The following is an 18,129-nucleotide window of genomic DNA, read 5'->3' as shown; positions in this document are numbered from 1 at the left end:
ATATCTATTTCGTTTTCTTGGTTAATGTCCCTAGTAAAAATTCTAAAGGTTGATCTAATCGTTTATTCCAAGAATTTTCAGAATGATCTGTACCTTCAAAAAATAAGTTCTTAGCATCTAATTCTGTATAGCCTTTTGCTTTTAAAATGCCATCTACTCTTTGAGCGTACTGTGGATAATGGGCATCTAAGGTTTTATTACCATAATCAAAGTATAATTTGTGCAATCCCGCTTGTGGTAAGTTGGCTTCCATATATTTAAAAATAGCTTCAGGAAAAGGGTTATTTTCTCTTGGTGCTGCACCAACCCAATGTGTAGATAAACATGCTGCACCTCCAAAAACATCTGGATATTCACTCACAGCATACATAGACATTAAACCTCCCATACTAGACCCCATTACAAACGTATTGTTCTTGTCTGTAGCAACGGGATAGGATTTATCAATAGCAGGTTTTAATTCTTCTACTATAAATTTCAAATAATTATCGCCATTAAATTCTGAATCTGCATTAGCATTCACAGCCTCCTTTAATAAGTTTTCTTGAACAGATTCATCTAACATTTCAAATGCCTTTTCAGGAAACAAATCTTGCCAGCGGATTTTAGGAATATTATGAATCCCAACAACTATAAAATCTTTTACTGTTCCTTCATCCATTAACTTTGATGCCCACTCATCTACTTTCCATTCTTGTTTATTCCAAGTGGTAGTAGCATCGAATAAATTCTGACCATCGTGCATATACAATACGGCATATTTTTTATTTTCAACATAGCTTTCAGGTATCCAAATATCTACCGCTCTTGGTTGAATATATTTAGAAGGAAAACTATCGACACGCAAAATTTCTCCTTTAAAAAGGGTCGCACTCTTTACGTGTATAAAATTTGGTGTTGGCGTATTTACGACAATTTCAGATTCAGTATCATTAACCTCAGTTGTTTTTGTGTCTTCTTTACATGAAACCATGAATAAACTACACAGCAAAATTAATATTACAATTCTCATCTTAATTAGATTTGGTAGTTAATATAACACTTCCTTTATTAGCTATTTTTATGCTAGTATCCCAAATTATTATTTCATCTGAAATAATATTTTTTAAGCTCTTTCCATTTAAACCTAACGCTTCAAATCTATCTAAATCTAGTTCTAGCGGATTTTCATTTTTATTAATAATATGCACAATGGTTTCATTGTCTAAAATTCTAGCTAAAACATAAACTCCATTTTCTGGTGCAAAATGCATGGTTTTTCCATTGTGAATGGCCTTGCTGTTTTTTCTGTAATTTAAGATGTGCTTGAGATAGACTTGCATATCTTTTTGTGCTGCAGTTAGCCCTTCGCCTGAAAACGCATTTACAGTATCACCTTCCCAACCTCCTGGGAAGTCTGTGCGGATTAAACCATGATCTCCAGGATTATCAAAATCGTCCATTAAGATTTCTGTTCCGTAATAAATCTGTGGAATTCTTGGCATCATCAATAGATAACTCAATGCCATTTTGGTGTTCGCTACATCACCATTAAATTCTGTAAACACACGACTCTTATCATGGTTATCTAAAAATGCCATAATATCTTTTGGCGACTTATAAGCAAAGTCGTTAGCTAAGCCTTCATACATTTTAACAAGACCTTTGTCCCACGACTCTTCTTCGTTTAAGGCGTCAACTATATGTTTTTGCATGGCAAAATCCATAGTCGATTTTAAGTTAGAATCGTATTGATCCTTATTTTCATGGCCTTCTTGCCAGTACCCAATTAGTAGTGGATTATAACTCCATTCCTCACCTACTATAGAAAAATTAGGGTATTCGGTCATAATAGCTCCTGCCCAATGACTCATAAATATTTTATCTGGATAGGGATAAGTATCTTGACGAATGCCTCCTAAACCTAATGTTTCTACCCACCAAATACTATTTTGAATAATATAGTTGGCCATAAACGGGTTGCGTTGATTTAAATCTGGCATACTAGATACAAACCAACCATCGGACATCTCGCGATGATCTATTTGAGACGCGTACGGATCTTGATTTGTAGTCCGTCTATGATTTGAGGTTTTAGTAACTTTCCAATCCCAGTTATCTATATTTTCTTCGTATAGATCTTGGTAATTTACCCAATCTTTAAATGGTAAATCTTTCATCCACCAATGCTCTAATCCACAATGATTAGCGACTTGATCCATGATGAGTTTCATATTTCGCGACCTTAAATCATCAGCTAATTTTCGATAGTCATCTAAGGTCCCAAACCGTGGATCTACTTTATAAAAATCCGTCATGGCATAACCATGATAGGATCCACTTGGCATATCGTTAATTAATAGTGGACACGGCCATACGGCAGTAAATCCTAAATCTTCAATGTAGTCTAAATGATTAGTGATGCCCTGAATATCTCCACCATGTCTTGCATAATTATCTGTTCTATCAATGCCTTGTTGAAGTAATCCTTCTACGCTATCATTTTGAGGATTGGCATTCGCAAAACGATCAGGAGTGATTAAGTAAATGGCATCTGAACTGTCAAAACCAACGTAATCTTCTGCCGGTTTTTCACGAGATTTTAGTTCGTAAGTTTGAATTAATTCTGAACCGTCCTCTTGTTGGAATTTAATATTGAATTGCCCTGCTTTTGCCGTTTCAGAAATCTCTAAATCTAGAAAGAGATAATTAGGACTGTCTGCTTTATGAACTTTAATTATAGAAACACCTTGATAAGACATTTTAGGTGTAGCCTTCCCTATATTAGGATGCTTAACTAAAAGTTGAAGGCTTTGATTTTTGAAGCCAATCCACCAATGAGGTGGCTCAACTTTTTCAATATCATTTTGAATTTCAGTTATAGGTTCTGAAACCACTTTTTCCTCAGATGTGGTTTCTTGACACGAAAACACGATTGCAACTAGTAGCGTTAATAGAGTTAATTTTAGTGTTTTCATTGTATTTTATTTTAAAAAAGAAACAAGTTGTTATTGTAACCTTAAACAAATACCTACAAGTTAGATACTGAATCAAGTTCAATACATGCCTTGCAGGATATTTATTTTTTATTTTAGACCTTGTAAGTTTTAAAACCTGCAAGGTCAGTTAAATTAAACAGTAACCATATTATTAGGACTTATAGCCACTTCTTTTCCATCCACGTAAATGGTTAAATCTTTATCGCCTTCTAATATAAATTGTGTTTCGTTTTGACTAACACTTACAGTGATAATTTGATGTCTAAAATTCACTTTAAACGAATACGCCTCCCATTGTTTTGGAATTTTAGGTTCAAAAGATAAGGTATCATTTTTAACGCGCATACCTCCAAACCCTTCAACAATACTCATCCAAGTACCAGCCATTGAGGTAATGTGTAAACCTTCATGAACTTCGTGATTATAATCATCTAAATCTAAACGCGATGTTCTTAAATAGAACGTATAAGCTTGATCCATGCGATCTAACTTCGCTGCCTGAATACTATGCACGCAAGGAGAGAGTGAGCTTTCATGAACTGTGAATGGTTCATAAAAATCGAAATGACGTTCTAATTCTTCATTGGTAAATTGATCTTCAAAGAAATACATCCCTTGTAACAAATCGGCTTGTTTAATATAAGGAGAACGTAAAATCCTGTCCCATGACCACTTTTGATTAATTGGGCGTTGTGATTTATCTAAATCGGCTACTGTAATTAATTCTTTATCTAAGAAACCATCTTGTTGAAGATATACATTATGTTCTTCCGAATAAGGAAAATACATATTATCTGCAACTTTTTTCCAAAGTGCTAATTCCTCGTGTGTGATTTTTGTTTTACCTAAAATTCTTTCATAATCATCAGCATAACCTTCTTTCACTTTTTCAATGGTTTCCAAAGTGTAATCAATACACCATTTAGCAATGTAATTAGTGTACCAGTTATTATTAATGTTGTTTTCGTATTCATTTGGTCCGGTTACTCCAAGAATTACATACTTATTCTTTTGTGAAGAGAAATTAACTCTTTGATGCCAAAAACGTGAAATTCCAATTAAGACTTCAAGTCCCTTTTCAGGAATGTAACTAAAATCTCCTGTATATCTATAATAATTAAATATAGCAAAAGCAATTGCCCCATTTCTATGGATTTCTTCAAAGGTAATTTCCCATTCGTTATGGCATTCTTCGCCATTCATTGTTACCATAGGATATAATGCTGCTCCATTAGTAAATCCTAATTTTTCGGCGTTTTCTATAGCCTTTTGTAAGTGGTTATGTCTATATGCTAATAATTTTCTGGCTACGCTTTGATCTTTTGTAGCCATGTAAAAAGGAATACAATAGGCCTCGGTATCCCAATAGGTGCTTCCTCCGTATTTTTCTCCAGTAAATCCTTTTGGACCAATATTTAACGTTTCATCAGTACCAAGATATGTTTGGTTGAGGTGGAAAATATTAAATCGAATACCTTGCTGTGCTTTGACATCTCCTTCGATAGTAATATCTGCCATATCCCAAATTTGAGCCCAAGCTTGCTTTTGATCATCTAATAACTTTGAATAGCCAGCTGATTTCGCTTTGTCTAAGGTGTTTTTTGCAGCGGACACTAATTCATTTTTGTTATGATCACGATCTACAGTATACCCACCAAGTTTATGAATGGTATAGGTTTCGTTTTGCTTTACGTTATACGAATATTTAAAAGACGCTAAATTGGCATCTGAGGTAAAATCTGGTTCTGTTAAAACGGATTTACCGTCAATAAACACCTCAGATTCCATAAACGTACAGGTATAAAAATCGGTTTTCATGGTTTTAGCCTCTATAAAGGCTTGATGATTCTCATGGCTCACCTTTAAAGTATCCCAAAACTTATCGTCCCAATTGGTATCTTCATTTGTTATACTTGAATCTAAATATGGTTCGAAGGTAATTTCTGCAGCTGCATTTAGAGGTGTAATGTTGAAATTAATCGCTCCAACTTCATCTAAATCTAAGCTTAGGAATCGGGTCGTTTTCACTTCAACTTCAATATCATTTTGAAGCGTTGCAACAAAACTACGAGACAACCAACCCTCTTTCATGTTTAGTTCTCTACGAAAGTTTTTTACGCTTTTACAAGTAAATAAATCGAGTTGTTCGTTATTAATAATGACATTAATCCCTATCCAACTTGGTGCATTTAAAACTTTAGCAAAATATTCTGGATACCCATTTTTCCACCAACCAACTCTAGTTTTATCGGGATAGTAAACGCCTGCAATGTAGCTCCCTTGAAATGTAGGGCCTGAGTATTTTTCTTCAAAATTAGCACGTTGTCCCATAGCACCATTTCCAATGCTAAATAAACTTTCTGATGCTTTAACCTGATCTGGCTCAAATCCTTCTTCTAAAATTGACCAGTTGTTTGGGATGATGTAATCTAGGTTCATTTATAATATTATTTAAAAGTCTCTTTATAAGACATTTTTTTATGTTTAGTTTTCTATTAATGATTTTATAAAATCATCTGATATTTCTGTAAAATCATTGAATACGTAGTCTGCATGACCTAATACGTCTTTGCTTCCGATACCTATAGATATCATATTAGCTGCATTTGCTGCTTCAACTCCAGCAACAGAATCTTCAAAGACAATACAGTCTTCTGGTTTTATATGTATCTCCTTAGCAGCAATTAAAAACACTTCTGGATCTGGTTTTGCTTTGCTGACATCATTACCATCTACAATAGCGTTGAAGTCTGCTAATAAATTGACACGCTCTAAAATGGTTCTTGCATTTTTACTTGCAGAGCCTAAAGAGATCGGTTGATTATTTTCTTTTAGTGTTTGTAAAACTCTTGGAACATCGGGTAGAATTTCATTTTCATCCATCTCTGCGATATAGCTCAGGTATTCTTCATTCTTTTTACCCATAAGTTCATTAAACAACTCTTGGGAAATGGTTTTATTTCCCCAAGCCAATATTTTTTCTAAAGAGCGCACACGGCTAACTCCTTTTAATTGTTCGTTTTCTTCTTCTGTAAAATCGATACCTAAACCTTTAGCCAGCTGCTGCCATGCTAAAAAGTGATATTTTGCGGTATCTACTATTACACCATCAAGATCGAATATGAATCCTTTTTTGTTCATTTTAATATTTTATTCTGTAGGTTGATATGAGATTGCTGCTTTTTCAGTGATTAAGAAATTACATAAACCAGCGATAATTAAACTTAAGCCTGCAATAATCATAGCATTAATGGCATCGTCTCCTAAAAGTCCGGAAACAAAATTAATACCTCCAAGTGCAGCAATAATTTGAGGGATTACAATAAACATATTGAAAATCCCCATAAACATGCCCATTTTCTTTGGGTCTACTGAGCTAGATAGCATAGCATACGGCATGGAAAGAATACTTCCCCAAGCAATACCTATTAACATAAAACAGTATTTGAGCTGCTCAGGAGAAACGACCATCATTAATAGAAATCCTGCTCCACCAATCCACAAGGATAACATGTGCACATATTTTCTATTGATATTTCGTTTTCTAGTATAAAACACAAATAATAAAGCAAAAGCCATTGATGACAATCCATAAACTCCCATCGCAGAACCCACTGAATTTGATGCTTTTTGAAAAGCCGTATTCTGAATATCAAATGCTTCTTTATCCGCAGCATTTGTCATATCAAAGTTAGCTTCAATTGGTGCTGGTGTGTTATAAACATGCTCCGTTAAAGCAGGATTAGCCATACTCCACATGGTAAAAAAGGCAAACCAACTAAAGAATTGGATAACACCTAATTTCTTCATTGTAGAAGGCATATTTCCTATATTATTAGTAATATCTGAAACGAAACTACTTTTTTGAGCTTTCTCTCTTTCGAATTCTTCCATATCCTCTGGCGGATATTCAGTTGTAGTAAAAACGGTATAGAGAATACTTATTAAGAATACAAATGCGCCTATGGCAAATGCAATTTTCACAGAATCTGGGACAACACCCAAATCTGCAGCATCGCTCACTCCCATTTCTGAAACCAACCAAGGTAAATTACTGGCTACCCAAGTACCGATTCCAATAATTAAAGTTTGCATTACAAAACCGTAGGTTCTTTGTGACTCATCTAATTTGTCTGCAACTAAAGCTCTAAAGGGCTCCATTGATACATTAATAGACGCATCAAGAATCCAAAGAAAACCAGCAGCAATCCATAACGTTGGTGAATAAGGCACAAAAAATAAGGCTATTGAACTTAAAATGGCGCCAACTAAGAAATAAGGTCGTCGCCTTCCCCATTTTGGACTCCAAGTTCTGTCACTCATATAACCAATTATGGGTTGTACAAGTAAACCTGTCAAAGGCGCTGCTATCCATAAAAGTGGAATATCATGCTTATCTGCACCAAGTGTTTGAAAAATTCGTGACATGAAGCCACCTTGTAAAGCAAAACCGAATTGAATTCCTAAAAACCCGAAACTCATGTTCCAAATTTCCCAGAACCCGAGAATACGCTTTTTCATAAAATAGTATATTTAAATTAATACTATTCTGACAAGCTTAGCTTATCAAAACTTATGTGAGAAGTGAAAATATAAGTTTTGAATATGCGGTAAAGATAAAAAAGATTTTAAACTAACAATAACAAATTTCTATTTGGTAGATTCTCGCTCTATTAATTCTGTTGGAATTACAACAATCTGAAACTCCTCTTCATGGGTAGTAAACTCACTTTCTAACTTATCTATTAATAAGTCTGCAGCTTTTTCTCCCATATCTTGAGCATGCTGACTAACCGTAGAAAGACTAGGCGTTGCGTGCTTTGACAACACACCATCTGTAAACCCAATAACCTGAACATCTCCAGGAATCTCTAACCCTAACTTTCTAGCAACCTTCATGGCGCATAACGCATATAATTCATTAACCGCAAATACTCCATCAATCGCAGAATTTAACTTAAAAAGTTGCTCAATTTCTTTTTCTAAAGCTTCTAAATGCACTTCATAATCAAGCGAATCATCTATTTTTAAAATCAATTCAGCCTTTGGCGCAATTTTATGTTCTTCTAAGGCTTCAAGATATCCCTGTGTTCTAAGCTTACCAACACTAACATAGTCTTTGGTAGTAATTAAGGCTATAGATTTACATCCATTATCTATTAATTTTTCGACTGCTTTTTTTGCACCATTAAAATCATCAACAATAACTTTATCACATTTAATATCTGATACCACTCTATCAAACATTACAATAGGCATACCTTGCGTCATCGTTTCATTAAAATGGTGGTAGTCTTGTAGTTTTAATGTTTCTTTGGACATAGACAATATGAAACCATCAATACTACCATTGGCAAGCATTTCCATATTGATTACCTCTTTAGAAAACGACTCATTAGACAACCCAATAATAACATTATATCCTCTTTTATTAGCAACTAGCTCTACACCTCTAATAACCTTAGAAAAGAAATGATGAACTATCTCAGGTATTATAATCCCAATAGTATTAGTTCTTCTGTTTTTTAAGCTTAATGCTATGTTATTAGGCCTGTAATTATACAGTTTTGCAAAAGCTTGAACTTTCTGCTTAGTATCTTCACTAATTTCAGCGCTATTACGCAATGCTTTAGACACTGTAGAGATAGAAACATCTAGTTCTCTTGCAATCTGTTTAAGGGTTATCTTTCGTTTCATGTGGTAATATTAATTTTTTATCCCTATATAATTATCGAATTTGACGATAAAATTTTTAACACGCTTATTTCATAATTAGTTTTATGAGAAAACGAATATAAGTTAAAAACTTAGTTTTACGATTTTCGATTTCACAATTTCAGCTACACATTATTTAAATATTCTTAGTTTTTCATTATTTTAATACTAATCTCAATATCTAAAGAAAAGTTTTTAACACGAAAACGTTTTCGTGACTTTCGTCATATTATTTAACAGTAGAAACACATTATTTTTACATAGATTTAACCCGAGAAGTGAAAATATAAATCTATTAACTAAGCAATTAACTTAAAAACATTGTATGAAAACAGTTTTAAATGCTTTACTATTCTGTCTCATAATGCTACCAGCAACATTGCTAGCGCAATCTACTGCTACAGGTACTGTTACAGATAAAGCAAATGCCATGCCTATGCCAGGCGTAAATGTTATTATAAAAGGTACTTCCAGAGGAACCGTTACAGATTTCGATGGTAATTATTCAATAGAACTAAGTGATGGTGAAGTTCTTGTATTTTCTTATGTTGGCTATACCACACAAGAGATTGTATTCACTGGTCAAACTCGTATTGATGTCGTTATTGAAGAAGATGCTTCCATACTAGACGAAGTTGTTTTAATTGGTTACGGTTCCGTACAAAAAGAAGATGTTACAGGAGCTGTAGACTTAATAAAAGCTGAAGATTTTAATCAAGGTCCTGTTGTATCTGCACAACAATTAATTTCCGGAAAAATAGCAGGTGTATCAGTTACCTCTGGAAGTGGAGCACCCGGAGAAGGTCAAAACATCCTTATTAGAGGTAATGGTTCATTATCTTTATCGAGTAATCCATTAATCGTTTTAGACGGAATACCTTTGGATAATGGTGGTGTAGGTGGATCTAGAAATCCGCTTAACCTTATCAACCCTAATGATATTGAAAACATGACCATTTTAAAAGATGCTTCTGCTACATCTATATACGGTTCTAGAGGTGCAAATGGTGTTATAATTATAACCACAAAAAAAGGTAAAGACAGCGAATTTAAATTTAATGCTACAACCTCTACAACAGTTCATACTTCTGTAGATAGAGTTAATGTTTTAAATGCCAATCAATTTAGAGATATTGTTACTAATCATCCTAATGCAGATGCTACTACAATTGGGCTTTTAGGAAATTCAAACACCAATTGGCAAGATGAAATATACCAAACAGCATTTGGCCAAGACCATTCCTTTAGTGCGCTAGGTAGCTTGTATGGTGTGCCTATGAGAGCATCTATAGGTCACTCAGATCACGATGGAAATTTAATTGGTGATAACTTCCAAAGAACTACAGCTTCTCTTAATTTCTCACCAAAATTATTTGATGATCATCTTAAACTTGACATTTCTGCTAGAGGGAATTATACTGAAAATGTCTTTGCTGATAGAGGAGCTATTGGCAATGCTAATACGTTTGACCCAACACAAGCCGTTTATGACTCTAGTTCTCAATATGGTGGGTATTTCTCTTGGATTGATAGTTCTACAGGACAACAACCAAATTTAGCAGGAACTAACCCTGTGGCATTATTAAATTTAAGGGATGACACTTCTGAAGTAAGACGTTATATTTTAAATGTTAAAGCAGATTATAAATTCCATTTCTTTCCTGATTTAACAGCTACATTAAGCGCAGGTATTGATGAATCTAATAGCCATGGCAGAACGATTGTTTCGGAACTTATTCCGACATCAAACCTTACGTGGAATGGCTCAAGAAGTTCTTATGTCAATGAATCTTCAAATAAATTATTTGATGCCTATTTAACGTATAACAAATCCTTAAATGATAAACATAATATTACTGCTGTTGCGGGTTATTCATACCAATCTTTTGAATATGATAATTTTAGTTATGATAGTGAAGCAGAAGAACGCGCAATAGCAGATCCTAGTGCTGGTATAGATTTCGAATTTATTGACAAGTCTAAAAATGTATTACTATCCTATTTCGGAAGGTTAAATTACGATTATGATGGTAAATATTTAGTAACAGCAACATTAAGAGCAGATGCATCTTCTGTTCTTAACCCCGAGGATCGTTGGGGCTATTTCCCCTCTGTAGCATTAGCTTGGAATATAAACAATGAAGATTTTTTTAATAGTAAAAATATTAATGAACTTAAACTACGTCTAGGTTACGGTGAAGTAGGTAATGTAAATGGCTTAGATCCTTACTTGTTTTTAACCCGATATACAGGGAGTGAATCGTCTGCGAATTACCAATTTGGAAACACATTCTACCAAACCTATAGACCAAATCCTTTTAATAAAGATTTAAGATGGGAAGTAGGTAATACTTTTAACGTAGGTTTAGACTACAGTTTATTTGACAGAAGAATATCTGGTTCTGTTAATGTATATCAAAAACTTACTAAAGACTTAATTGCCTCTGCATCTGTAGACCCATTTACAAATTTTGGATCCGAAGTTAAATCAAATATAGGTGACATGGAAAACCGAGGGATTGAATTCGCCTTAAACTTAGTACCTATTAAAACTGAAGATTTTGAATGGTCTGTTAATTACAATATAGCATTTAACGACAATGAAATAACGAATCTTCCATTTGTACAAGAAACTGGTGGTGTCTCTGCCGGAACTGGAAATAATGTACAATTACATGCAGAAGGAGAAGCACCATATAGTTTTTATGTGTATCAACAAGTTTATGATACAAGCGGAAACCCAATTGAAGGAGCCTTTGTAGATAGAAATGGAGATAATGTAATTAACGATTCTGACAAGTACATCTATAAAGACCCTTATGCAGATATTATCATGGGATTAAACACCAATCTTAGTTATAAAAAATGGGACTTAGCTGTAGTCACTAGAGCCAATATTGGTAATTATGCTTACAATGATGTTTCTGCTGGAAATTCTTATTTAAATGGGGTTATTCCAACATCGAACAACTTCTTATCAAATTTACATTCGAGTTATTTAGACAATGGATTTATTAGTCAATCTAATGAAAACACCTTCAGAAGTAGTCACTACATAGAGGATGCTTCATTCTTTAAAATTGATAATATTACCTTAGGATACACCTTAGATAACGCTATTAAAAATGTAACATTAAGACTATATGGCTCAGTTCAAAATGTGGCAACTATTACAGATTACAACGGTTTAGATCCAGAAATCACTGGCGGTATAGATAGTAATTTCTATCCTAGACCAAGATCATTTGTATTTGGAGTTAATGTAGATTTTTAAAAAAATGAATTATGAAAAATAAAATGAAACAACTAATTTTTATCGTCTCTATCTCATTTTTTATGACCTCATGTCATGATGATTTAGATCAAAACCCAATTGATCCAGATAGTTTTACAGAGCAAGATGTTTTTGCTAATGCAGCGGAAGCGAAAAATGCATTAGCTAAATTGTATGCCAGCTTAGCATTAACTGGGCAGAAAGGTCCTGCTGGAGATGCTGATATATCAGGAATTGATGAAGGGTTTTCACAATACACACGTATGTTATTCAATCTAAATGAATTAACTACAGACCATGCTGTTGTAGGTTGGGGTGATGCAGGACTACCAGATTTACATGGTTTATATTGGTCTGCTGGCAATGACTTTACGGGAGCTATGTATCTTCGTCTAGCACAAGAGGTATCTTTCACGAATGCCTTTATTCAAAATGCATCAGCTTTACCAAGTGAAGAAGCCCAAAGTTTTATTGCTGAAGCAAGGTTTTTAAGAGCTTTTGCATACTATAATCTTATAGATTTTTATGCAAATGTGCCTTTAACCACAGAAATTGCAACTGAATTACCATCTCAAAGCTCTAGAACAGAATTATTTGATTTTGTAGAATCTGAATTATTAGATATTCAAGATCTACTATTAGATTCAAATGAATATGGACGTGTAGACAAAGTAGCTGCATGGGCATTACTTTCTAAATTATATTTGAATGCTGAAGTATGGACAGGTACACCTCGCTATTCAGACTGCGTAACATATTCTGAAAACGTAATAAATTCATCATACATTATAAACACCACTGATCTTAATGGAAACGGCTCTGCTTATGATGAGCTATTTTTAGCAGATAATGGTAGTAATGGTTCACAAAACGAATTTATTTTCGCTTTAAACTTTGATGGTATACAGTCTCAAACCTATGGTGGTTCAACATTTTTAGTTCATGGTTCAATTGGAGGAAGTATGGACCCACTAGCTTCAGGAGTTAACGGTGGCTGGGGAGGTTACAGAACAACCAAAGCTTTAGTGGAAAAGTTTGAAACTGGAGAAATTGATCTTCCAGCATTAAACAGTAGTCTTGGCGGTACCTTATCTGATTGGGGGTTAGTAGGGGATTTAAATAATTGGGGAGATCCAAATGAAGATGGCAATCCTGATGAAGATGCTGATATAGAAATGTATGAAACTTCAACAAATCAATATGCTATATATATAGAGTTAGCTGATGGATTCTTTAAATTCAGGTTTAACGAAGATTGGGGTGTTAATTATGGAGATAATGATGCTGATGGTATATTAGAAGCAGGTGGAGCAAATATTGAAGTAACCGCAGGTACGTACTTAGTTACTTTTGATCTAGACAATTTAACTTATGAGCTTACTGAAGTTGTTGCTGAAGGAGATAAAAGAGCCATGTTTTATACAGACGGACAAAGCTTAGAAATTGAAAATATTCCTCCATTTGATCAAGGCTATGCAGTAACCAAGTTTAAAAATATTGATTCTAATGGTAATCAGGGGAATGATGGAACTGGGGAATTTGTGGATACAGACTTGCCTATTATTCGTCTTGCTGAAATATACTTAAACTATGCAGAAGCTCATCTAAGAGGTGGCGGAGGTAGTTTAGCAACAGCTGTTGACAATATAAATGAATTAAGAGAAAGAGCTTATGGCAATACTAGCGGAAATATTTCTTCTGGCGATTTAACTTTAGATTTTGTATTGGATGAACGCTCTAGAGAATTATATTGGGAAGGTCAAAGACGTACCGATTTAATCCGTTATAATTATTTTACAACAAGCAATTACCTATGGCCATTTAAAGGAAATCAAATAAATGGAACATCTGTGAGCCCATTTAGGAACATATTCCCTATTCCTACTAATACCATTTTAACTAACCCTAATTTAATTCAAAATGAAGGATATTAATAAAATAAATAAAACAATGAAAACAATAAAATTTCTAGCTTTATTGCTAATAACAGTAATTGGCTTTAATGCATGTGAAAGCGATGACAGCTTAACATATACAGCGCAACCAAACGGTGAATTAGCCTTTACAAATTCATTTTTAGCAGAATATATTTTAATTCCTTCTGCTGCAGGAAACTTAGGTGAGCGTTTCACTTGGAATGATGCTGATTTTGATATAGAAACAAGTATCAACTATGAATTACAAAAATCTATCACTGGTGATTTTAGTGACATGGAAGTTGTAGGTACTACAGGTGAAAATGACTATGCTGTTACTATAGGTAATTTATTAGAATATGCTGAGGAAGCAGGCTTAGATAGTGACCCTAGTACTGAAGACATGCCAGATACTGGAAATGTTTATTTTAGAGTTAAAGCTTCTGTTGGTACAGAAAATTCTTTAGATATAATTTCTGAAGCACAAGCCTTAACACTAAGACTTATTGGTGGAGATGATGTTGTTGTGGAAGAGCCGTTAAAAAATCTTTTCTTAGTTGGTGATGCAACTGCACCAGGTTGGAGTGAAAACAATAACAACCCAGCTATAATTAGACATCCTGATAACGAAAACATATATAGCTATAAAGCTTATTTTGTTGGAGGAGGTGAAGGATTTAAATTACTAGAAACTTTAGGACAATGGCAACCACAATGGGGTGTTGGTGCTGCAACTGGCGAAGCTGCTGTAAATGACGGTACAGGAGAAGATCCTTCTGCATTTCCTATAGCTACAGATGGTTATTATTCATTTACTATAAACATTGAAGACATGACTTATAGTTTAGAAGCTTATGATGCATCTGCTGCAGTTACACAAACAACTATTGGTATTATTGGAGATTCAACACCAGGTGGCTGGGATGCAGATACAGACATGACGCAATCAACTTTTGACCCACACATTTGGAATATTAACGGTGTAGAATTAGTAGATGGTGAATTAAAATTCAGAGCAGATAATGATTGGCCTATAAATTGGGGTAGCGATACTGCTAATAGTGGTTTTGGTACTCAAGATGGCGCAAATATACCTGTCACAGGAGGTACTTACAACATTTGGTTTAACGATCTAGATGGTGGTTATATCCTAATACCTGTAGAATAATTTAATTTTAATAACAACAAAAAAGGCTATGAATTATCATAGCCTTTTTTAGATTTTTAAAAATATACTATGAAAAAAATATTACTTAATTTTTTATTGCTGCTTCCTTTAGTAGCCTTAGCACAAGTTACAACCAACCCAAGTCCTATAATTGTTGATCAGTCTCTAACAATAACAGTAGATATAAATAGTACCGAAACAGATTGTAATGGTATCAGTAATCCAACAAAAGTTTATGCCCACTTAGGAGTTGGTAACGATTCTGACGAATATGGAATAGCTGTAGTCGGAAACTGGGGACAAGATGATGGTATAGGTGAAATGACCAATAATGGAGATGGTACATGGAGTATTACTTTTACACCTAATACGTATTTTAGCTTAACTAGTGCAGAAGAAAGCACTGTTACTAAAATGGGAATGGTGTTTAGAAATGCTGATGGTACCCAAGAACTAAAAGCAACGGGTTGTACCAATTTTATTTTTAATATTGGAGCATTTCAAGTGAACATGATTAACCCTTCTCCAAGTGGAAATGGAATAATTGTAGTAGATAGTGGTGCTAATACTCAAATTTTAGCTCAAAACACTGGAGGACCTGCTAATTATGAACTATTTGCAAATGGATCTAGTGTTCATACGCAAAATAATACCACGTTTTATAATGGCTATTTATTTTCAAGCTTAACTGAAAATCAATTTTGCGAATTAGTAATTACACAAGGAGCATCAACTATTACAAAACAGTTTACAATTATAGTAAACAATACAACTCCGACTGCCATGCCTGCAAATATGGAAGATGGTATTAATTATAATCCTAATGATCCTACAAAAGCAACTTTAGTTATAGATGCTCCAAATAAAGACTTTGTTTATGTCGCTGGTAGCTTTAATAACTGGACTCCCACGAGTTCTTATGCAATGAAAAAAGATACTGCTACTAGTAAGTTTTGGTTAGAGCTAACAGGCTTAACATCTGGAGAAATTGAAACTTATCAGTATTGGGTTGGTGCAATATCACCTGTTACAAATTCACCAAAACTAGTAAAAACAGCTGATCCCTATTCTACTCTAGTATTATCGCCTTTTGATGATCCATATATTTCGGCATCAACGTATCCTAACTTACCCGATTATCCTAGTGGTCAAGAACGTGAAGTAACCGTTTTACAAACAGGTCAGACACCATACAATTGGCAGGTAACAAATTTTGAAAAACCTAAAAAGGAAGACTTAATTATCTATGAAGTATTAATACGTGATTTTGATCAAGATAGAAATTTTCAAGATTTAATTGATAAGATAGATTATTTTAAAAACTTAAATATTAATGCCATAGAATTAATGCCTATAATGGAATATGAAGGCAACGAAAGTTGGGGATATAATACCTCATTTCATATGGCTCTTGATAAATTTTATGGTACTGAAGAAAAATTCAAAGAATTTGTTGATTTATGCCACCAAAATGACATTGCTGTAATATTAGATTTAGCACTTAACCATGCTTTTGGAAGAAACCCAATGAATAGAATGTGGATGGATGATCCAGATGGTGATGGCTGGGGAGAACCTAGTAGTGAGAACCCTTATTTTAATCAAGTGGCTACACACAGTTATAGTGTTGGTTCAGACTTTAATCACCAACAATCAAGAACCCAATATTACACTGAACGTGTTGTACAACATTGGATAGAAGAGTTTAAAATTGATGGTTTCCGTTGGGATTTAACCAAAGGATTTACACAAAATTGTGCCTCTAGTGATGACGGTTGTACCAATGGCTATCAACAAGACCGCGTAGATATCTTAAAACAATATGCTGATTTTTCTTGGAGCGTAGACCCAACACATTATGTTATTTTCGAACATTTAGGACAAGATAACGAAGAAAAAGAATGGGCAAATTATCGTCTCGATGAAGGTAAAGGAGTTATGATGTGGGGCATTATGAATTCCGTTTATAATGAACTTACAATGGGACAAAGTGGTAATAAAAACATTAGCAGAATGGGACACACAGCTCATTCAGGCTTTAACGGACCAAGAGTTGTTGGTTATGCTGAAAGTCATGATGAAGAACGTTTAATGTACAAGAATTTACAATATGGAAATAATAGTAATTCTTCACATGACGTTAGAGATCTAAATACGGCTTTATCCAGAATGTCTGCATTAGGCGCCGTATCTGTAATGATTCCTGGACCAAAAATGATTTGGCATTTTGGTGAATTAGGAATGGAAAACTCAATATTTACATGTTTTAATGGTACTTATAACAATGATGGATGTAAACTAGATACTAAACCTCAACCTCAATGGACGAATAACTGGATAACCGACGCACTTAGAAGCGAAATCTACAATGATTGGTCTAGGCTACATGCCCTTAAAATTAATGAACCTGTTTTTGAAGGTGACTATAGCATTACTTCTGGAGATTTTACTCCAAGAATTGATATTTTTGATACTACAATTCCTTCTACAGAATTAAGAAATGTAATTATCCTAGCTAATTTTGATGTTGTTTCTCAAACTGTGAACACTAATTTCCCTTCTGGTGTTACCGCGACTTGGTACGATTTAATGGACCCATCAGGAAATACAACTGTAAGTAACTCAACAACTACAATAACAATTCCTGCTGGTCAATTCAGAATCTTAGGAAATAAACAAGCTGAAGCATTAAGTATAGATGAAGAAATTCTATTAGGATTTTCAATCTATCCAAATCCTGCTACAACTTCTTTTCATGTAAGTACAAATGTTTCTGATATTGAAATCTATGATTTAACAGGAAAACTAGTTAAATCTTATAAAGGTGAGTTTAACAGAACAGATAGTTTTGATATCTCTCAGTTAAATACAGGAATGTATATCGTAAAAGTAGAAAACAATAATAACCAAATTAAAACAACTAAGTTAGTCAAGCTCTAAAATTGAGTCTTTTTTGAGCATAAAAGAGTTTCTCTAGCGAGAAACTCTTTTTTTGTGGTATGTTTTAAAGCAAAAACTAATAGCTACTTCTAGGGTGTAATTATCATAATCCATAAATTGGCCTACGGTTTATAAAAA

10 protein-coding genes are annotated in these 18,129 nt (G+C 34.0%); 4 read left to right on the top strand and 6 right to left on the bottom strand.

The genetic code is table 11. The features are described from left to right. Nucleotides 1–4 precede the first annotated feature (4 nt). The 6 genes from KO504_RS11730 to KO504_RS11705 form a co-directional block, all read right to left on the bottom strand. On the bottom strand, nucleotides 5–1,012 hold the full coding sequence (locus KO504_RS11730) for an alpha/beta hydrolase (protein WP_215927072.1): 1,008 nt from the start codon (nucleotides 1,010–1,012) through the stop codon (nucleotides 5–7). A gap of 1 nt (nucleotide 1,013) precedes the next feature. Further along, nucleotides 1,014–2,957, bottom strand: a complete 1,944-nt coding sequence (locus KO504_RS11725; protein ID WP_215927070.1) for a glycoside hydrolase family 13 protein — start codon at nucleotides 2,955–2,957, stop codon at nucleotides 1,014–1,016. Nucleotides 2,958–3,110: 153 nt separating this feature from the next. After that, a complete protein-coding gene (locus KO504_RS11720; RefSeq protein WP_215927068.1) occupies nucleotides 3,111–5,417 on the bottom strand; it encodes a glycoside hydrolase family 65 protein in 2,307 nt (768 codons plus the stop codon). Nucleotides 5,418–5,462: 45 nt separating this feature from the next. Next, on the bottom strand, nucleotides 5,463–6,119 hold the full coding sequence (gene pgmB / locus KO504_RS11715; RefSeq protein WP_215927067.1) for a beta-phosphoglucomutase: 657 nt from the start codon (nucleotides 6,117–6,119) through the stop codon (nucleotides 5,463–5,465). A gap of 9 nt (nucleotides 6,120–6,128) precedes the next feature. Further along, nucleotides 6,129–7,499 (bottom strand): MFS transporter, encoded by a 1,371-nt coding sequence (locus KO504_RS11710; protein ID WP_215927065.1) that lies wholly within the window; start codon nucleotides 7,497–7,499, stop codon nucleotides 6,129–6,131. Nucleotides 7,500–7,628: 129 nt separating this feature from the next. After that, nucleotides 7,629–8,675, bottom strand: coding sequence for a LacI family DNA-binding transcriptional regulator (locus tag KO504_RS11705; RefSeq protein ID WP_215927063.1), 1,047 nt, complete (start codon nucleotides 8,673–8,675; stop codon nucleotides 7,629–7,631). Between the two features lie 343 nt (nucleotides 8,676–9,018). Here KO504_RS11705 and KO504_RS11700 point away from each other — a divergent pair, with 343 nt between their 5' ends. The 4 genes from KO504_RS11700 to KO504_RS11685 all read left to right on the top strand — a co-directional run bounded on the left by KO504_RS11700 (nucleotide 9,019) and on the right by KO504_RS11685 (nucleotide 17,991). Then, entirely contained in the window at nucleotides 9,019–11,967 is a 2,949-nt protein-coding gene (locus KO504_RS11700; RefSeq protein WP_215927061.1) for a SusC/RagA family TonB-linked outer membrane protein, read from the top strand. A gap of 11 nt (nucleotides 11,968–11,978) precedes the next feature. Continuing rightward, nucleotides 11,979–13,901, top strand: coding sequence for a RagB/SusD family nutrient uptake outer membrane protein (locus KO504_RS11695; RefSeq protein WP_215927059.1), 1,923 nt, complete (start codon nucleotides 11,979–11,981; stop codon nucleotides 13,899–13,901). Nucleotides 13,902–13,917: 16 nt separating this feature from the next. Further along, on the top strand, nucleotides 13,918–15,051 hold the full coding sequence (locus tag KO504_RS11690) for a SusF/SusE family outer membrane protein (RefSeq protein ID WP_215927057.1): 1,134 nt from the start codon (nucleotides 13,918–13,920) through the stop codon (nucleotides 15,049–15,051). Nucleotides 15,052–15,120: 69 nt separating this feature from the next. Beyond that, on the top strand, nucleotides 15,121–17,991 hold the full coding sequence (locus KO504_RS11685; protein WP_215927055.1) for an alpha-amylase family glycosyl hydrolase: 2,871 nt from the start codon (nucleotides 15,121–15,123) through the stop codon (nucleotides 17,989–17,991). The last annotated feature ends 138 nt before the right edge of the window (nucleotides 17,992–18,129 follow it).

It is taken from the genome of Winogradskyella psychrotolerans, from assembly GCF_018860565.1.
Classification (GTDB): Bacteria; Bacteroidota; Bacteroidia; order Flavobacteriales; family Flavobacteriaceae; genus Winogradskyella; species Winogradskyella damuponensis.
Note: the sequence above shows the minus strand (reverse complement) of the source record. Positions and strands in the feature narration are given on the sequence as shown.

Excerpts from the sequence above, each read along its gene's own strand:
- KO504_RS11730 (WP_215927072.1), bottom strand. The coding sequence starts at position 1,012 with ATGAGAATTGTAATATTAATTTTGCTGTGTAGTTTATTCATGGTTTCA.
- KO504_RS11725 (WP_215927070.1), bottom strand. The coding sequence starts at position 2,957 with ATGAAAACACTAAAATTAACTCTATTAACGCTACTAGTTGCAATCGTG.
- KO504_RS11720 (WP_215927068.1), bottom strand. The coding sequence starts at position 5,417 with ATGAACCTAGATTACATCATCCCAAACAACTGGTCAATTTTAGAAGAA.
- pgmB (WP_215927067.1), bottom strand. The coding sequence starts at position 6,119 with ATGAACAAAAAAGGATTCATATTCGATCTTGATGGTGTAATAGTAGAT.
- KO504_RS11710 (WP_215927065.1), bottom strand. The coding sequence starts at position 7,499 with ATGAAAAAGCGTATTCTCGGGTTCTGGGAAATTTGGAACATGAGTTTC.
- KO504_RS11705 (WP_215927063.1), bottom strand. The coding sequence starts at position 8,675 with ATGAAACGAAAGATAACCCTTAAACAGATTGCAAGAGAACTAGATGTT.
- KO504_RS11700 (WP_215927061.1), top strand. The coding sequence starts at position 9,019 with ATGAAAACAGTTTTAAATGCTTTACTATTCTGTCTCATAATGCTACCA.
- KO504_RS11695 (WP_215927059.1), top strand. The coding sequence starts at position 11,979 with ATGAAAAATAAAATGAAACAACTAATTTTTATCGTCTCTATCTCATTT.
- KO504_RS11690 (WP_215927057.1), top strand. The coding sequence starts at position 13,918 with ATGAAAACAATAAAATTTCTAGCTTTATTGCTAATAACAGTAATTGGC.
- KO504_RS11685 (WP_215927055.1), top strand. The coding sequence starts at position 15,121 with ATGAAAAAAATATTACTTAATTTTTTATTGCTGCTTCCTTTAGTAGCC.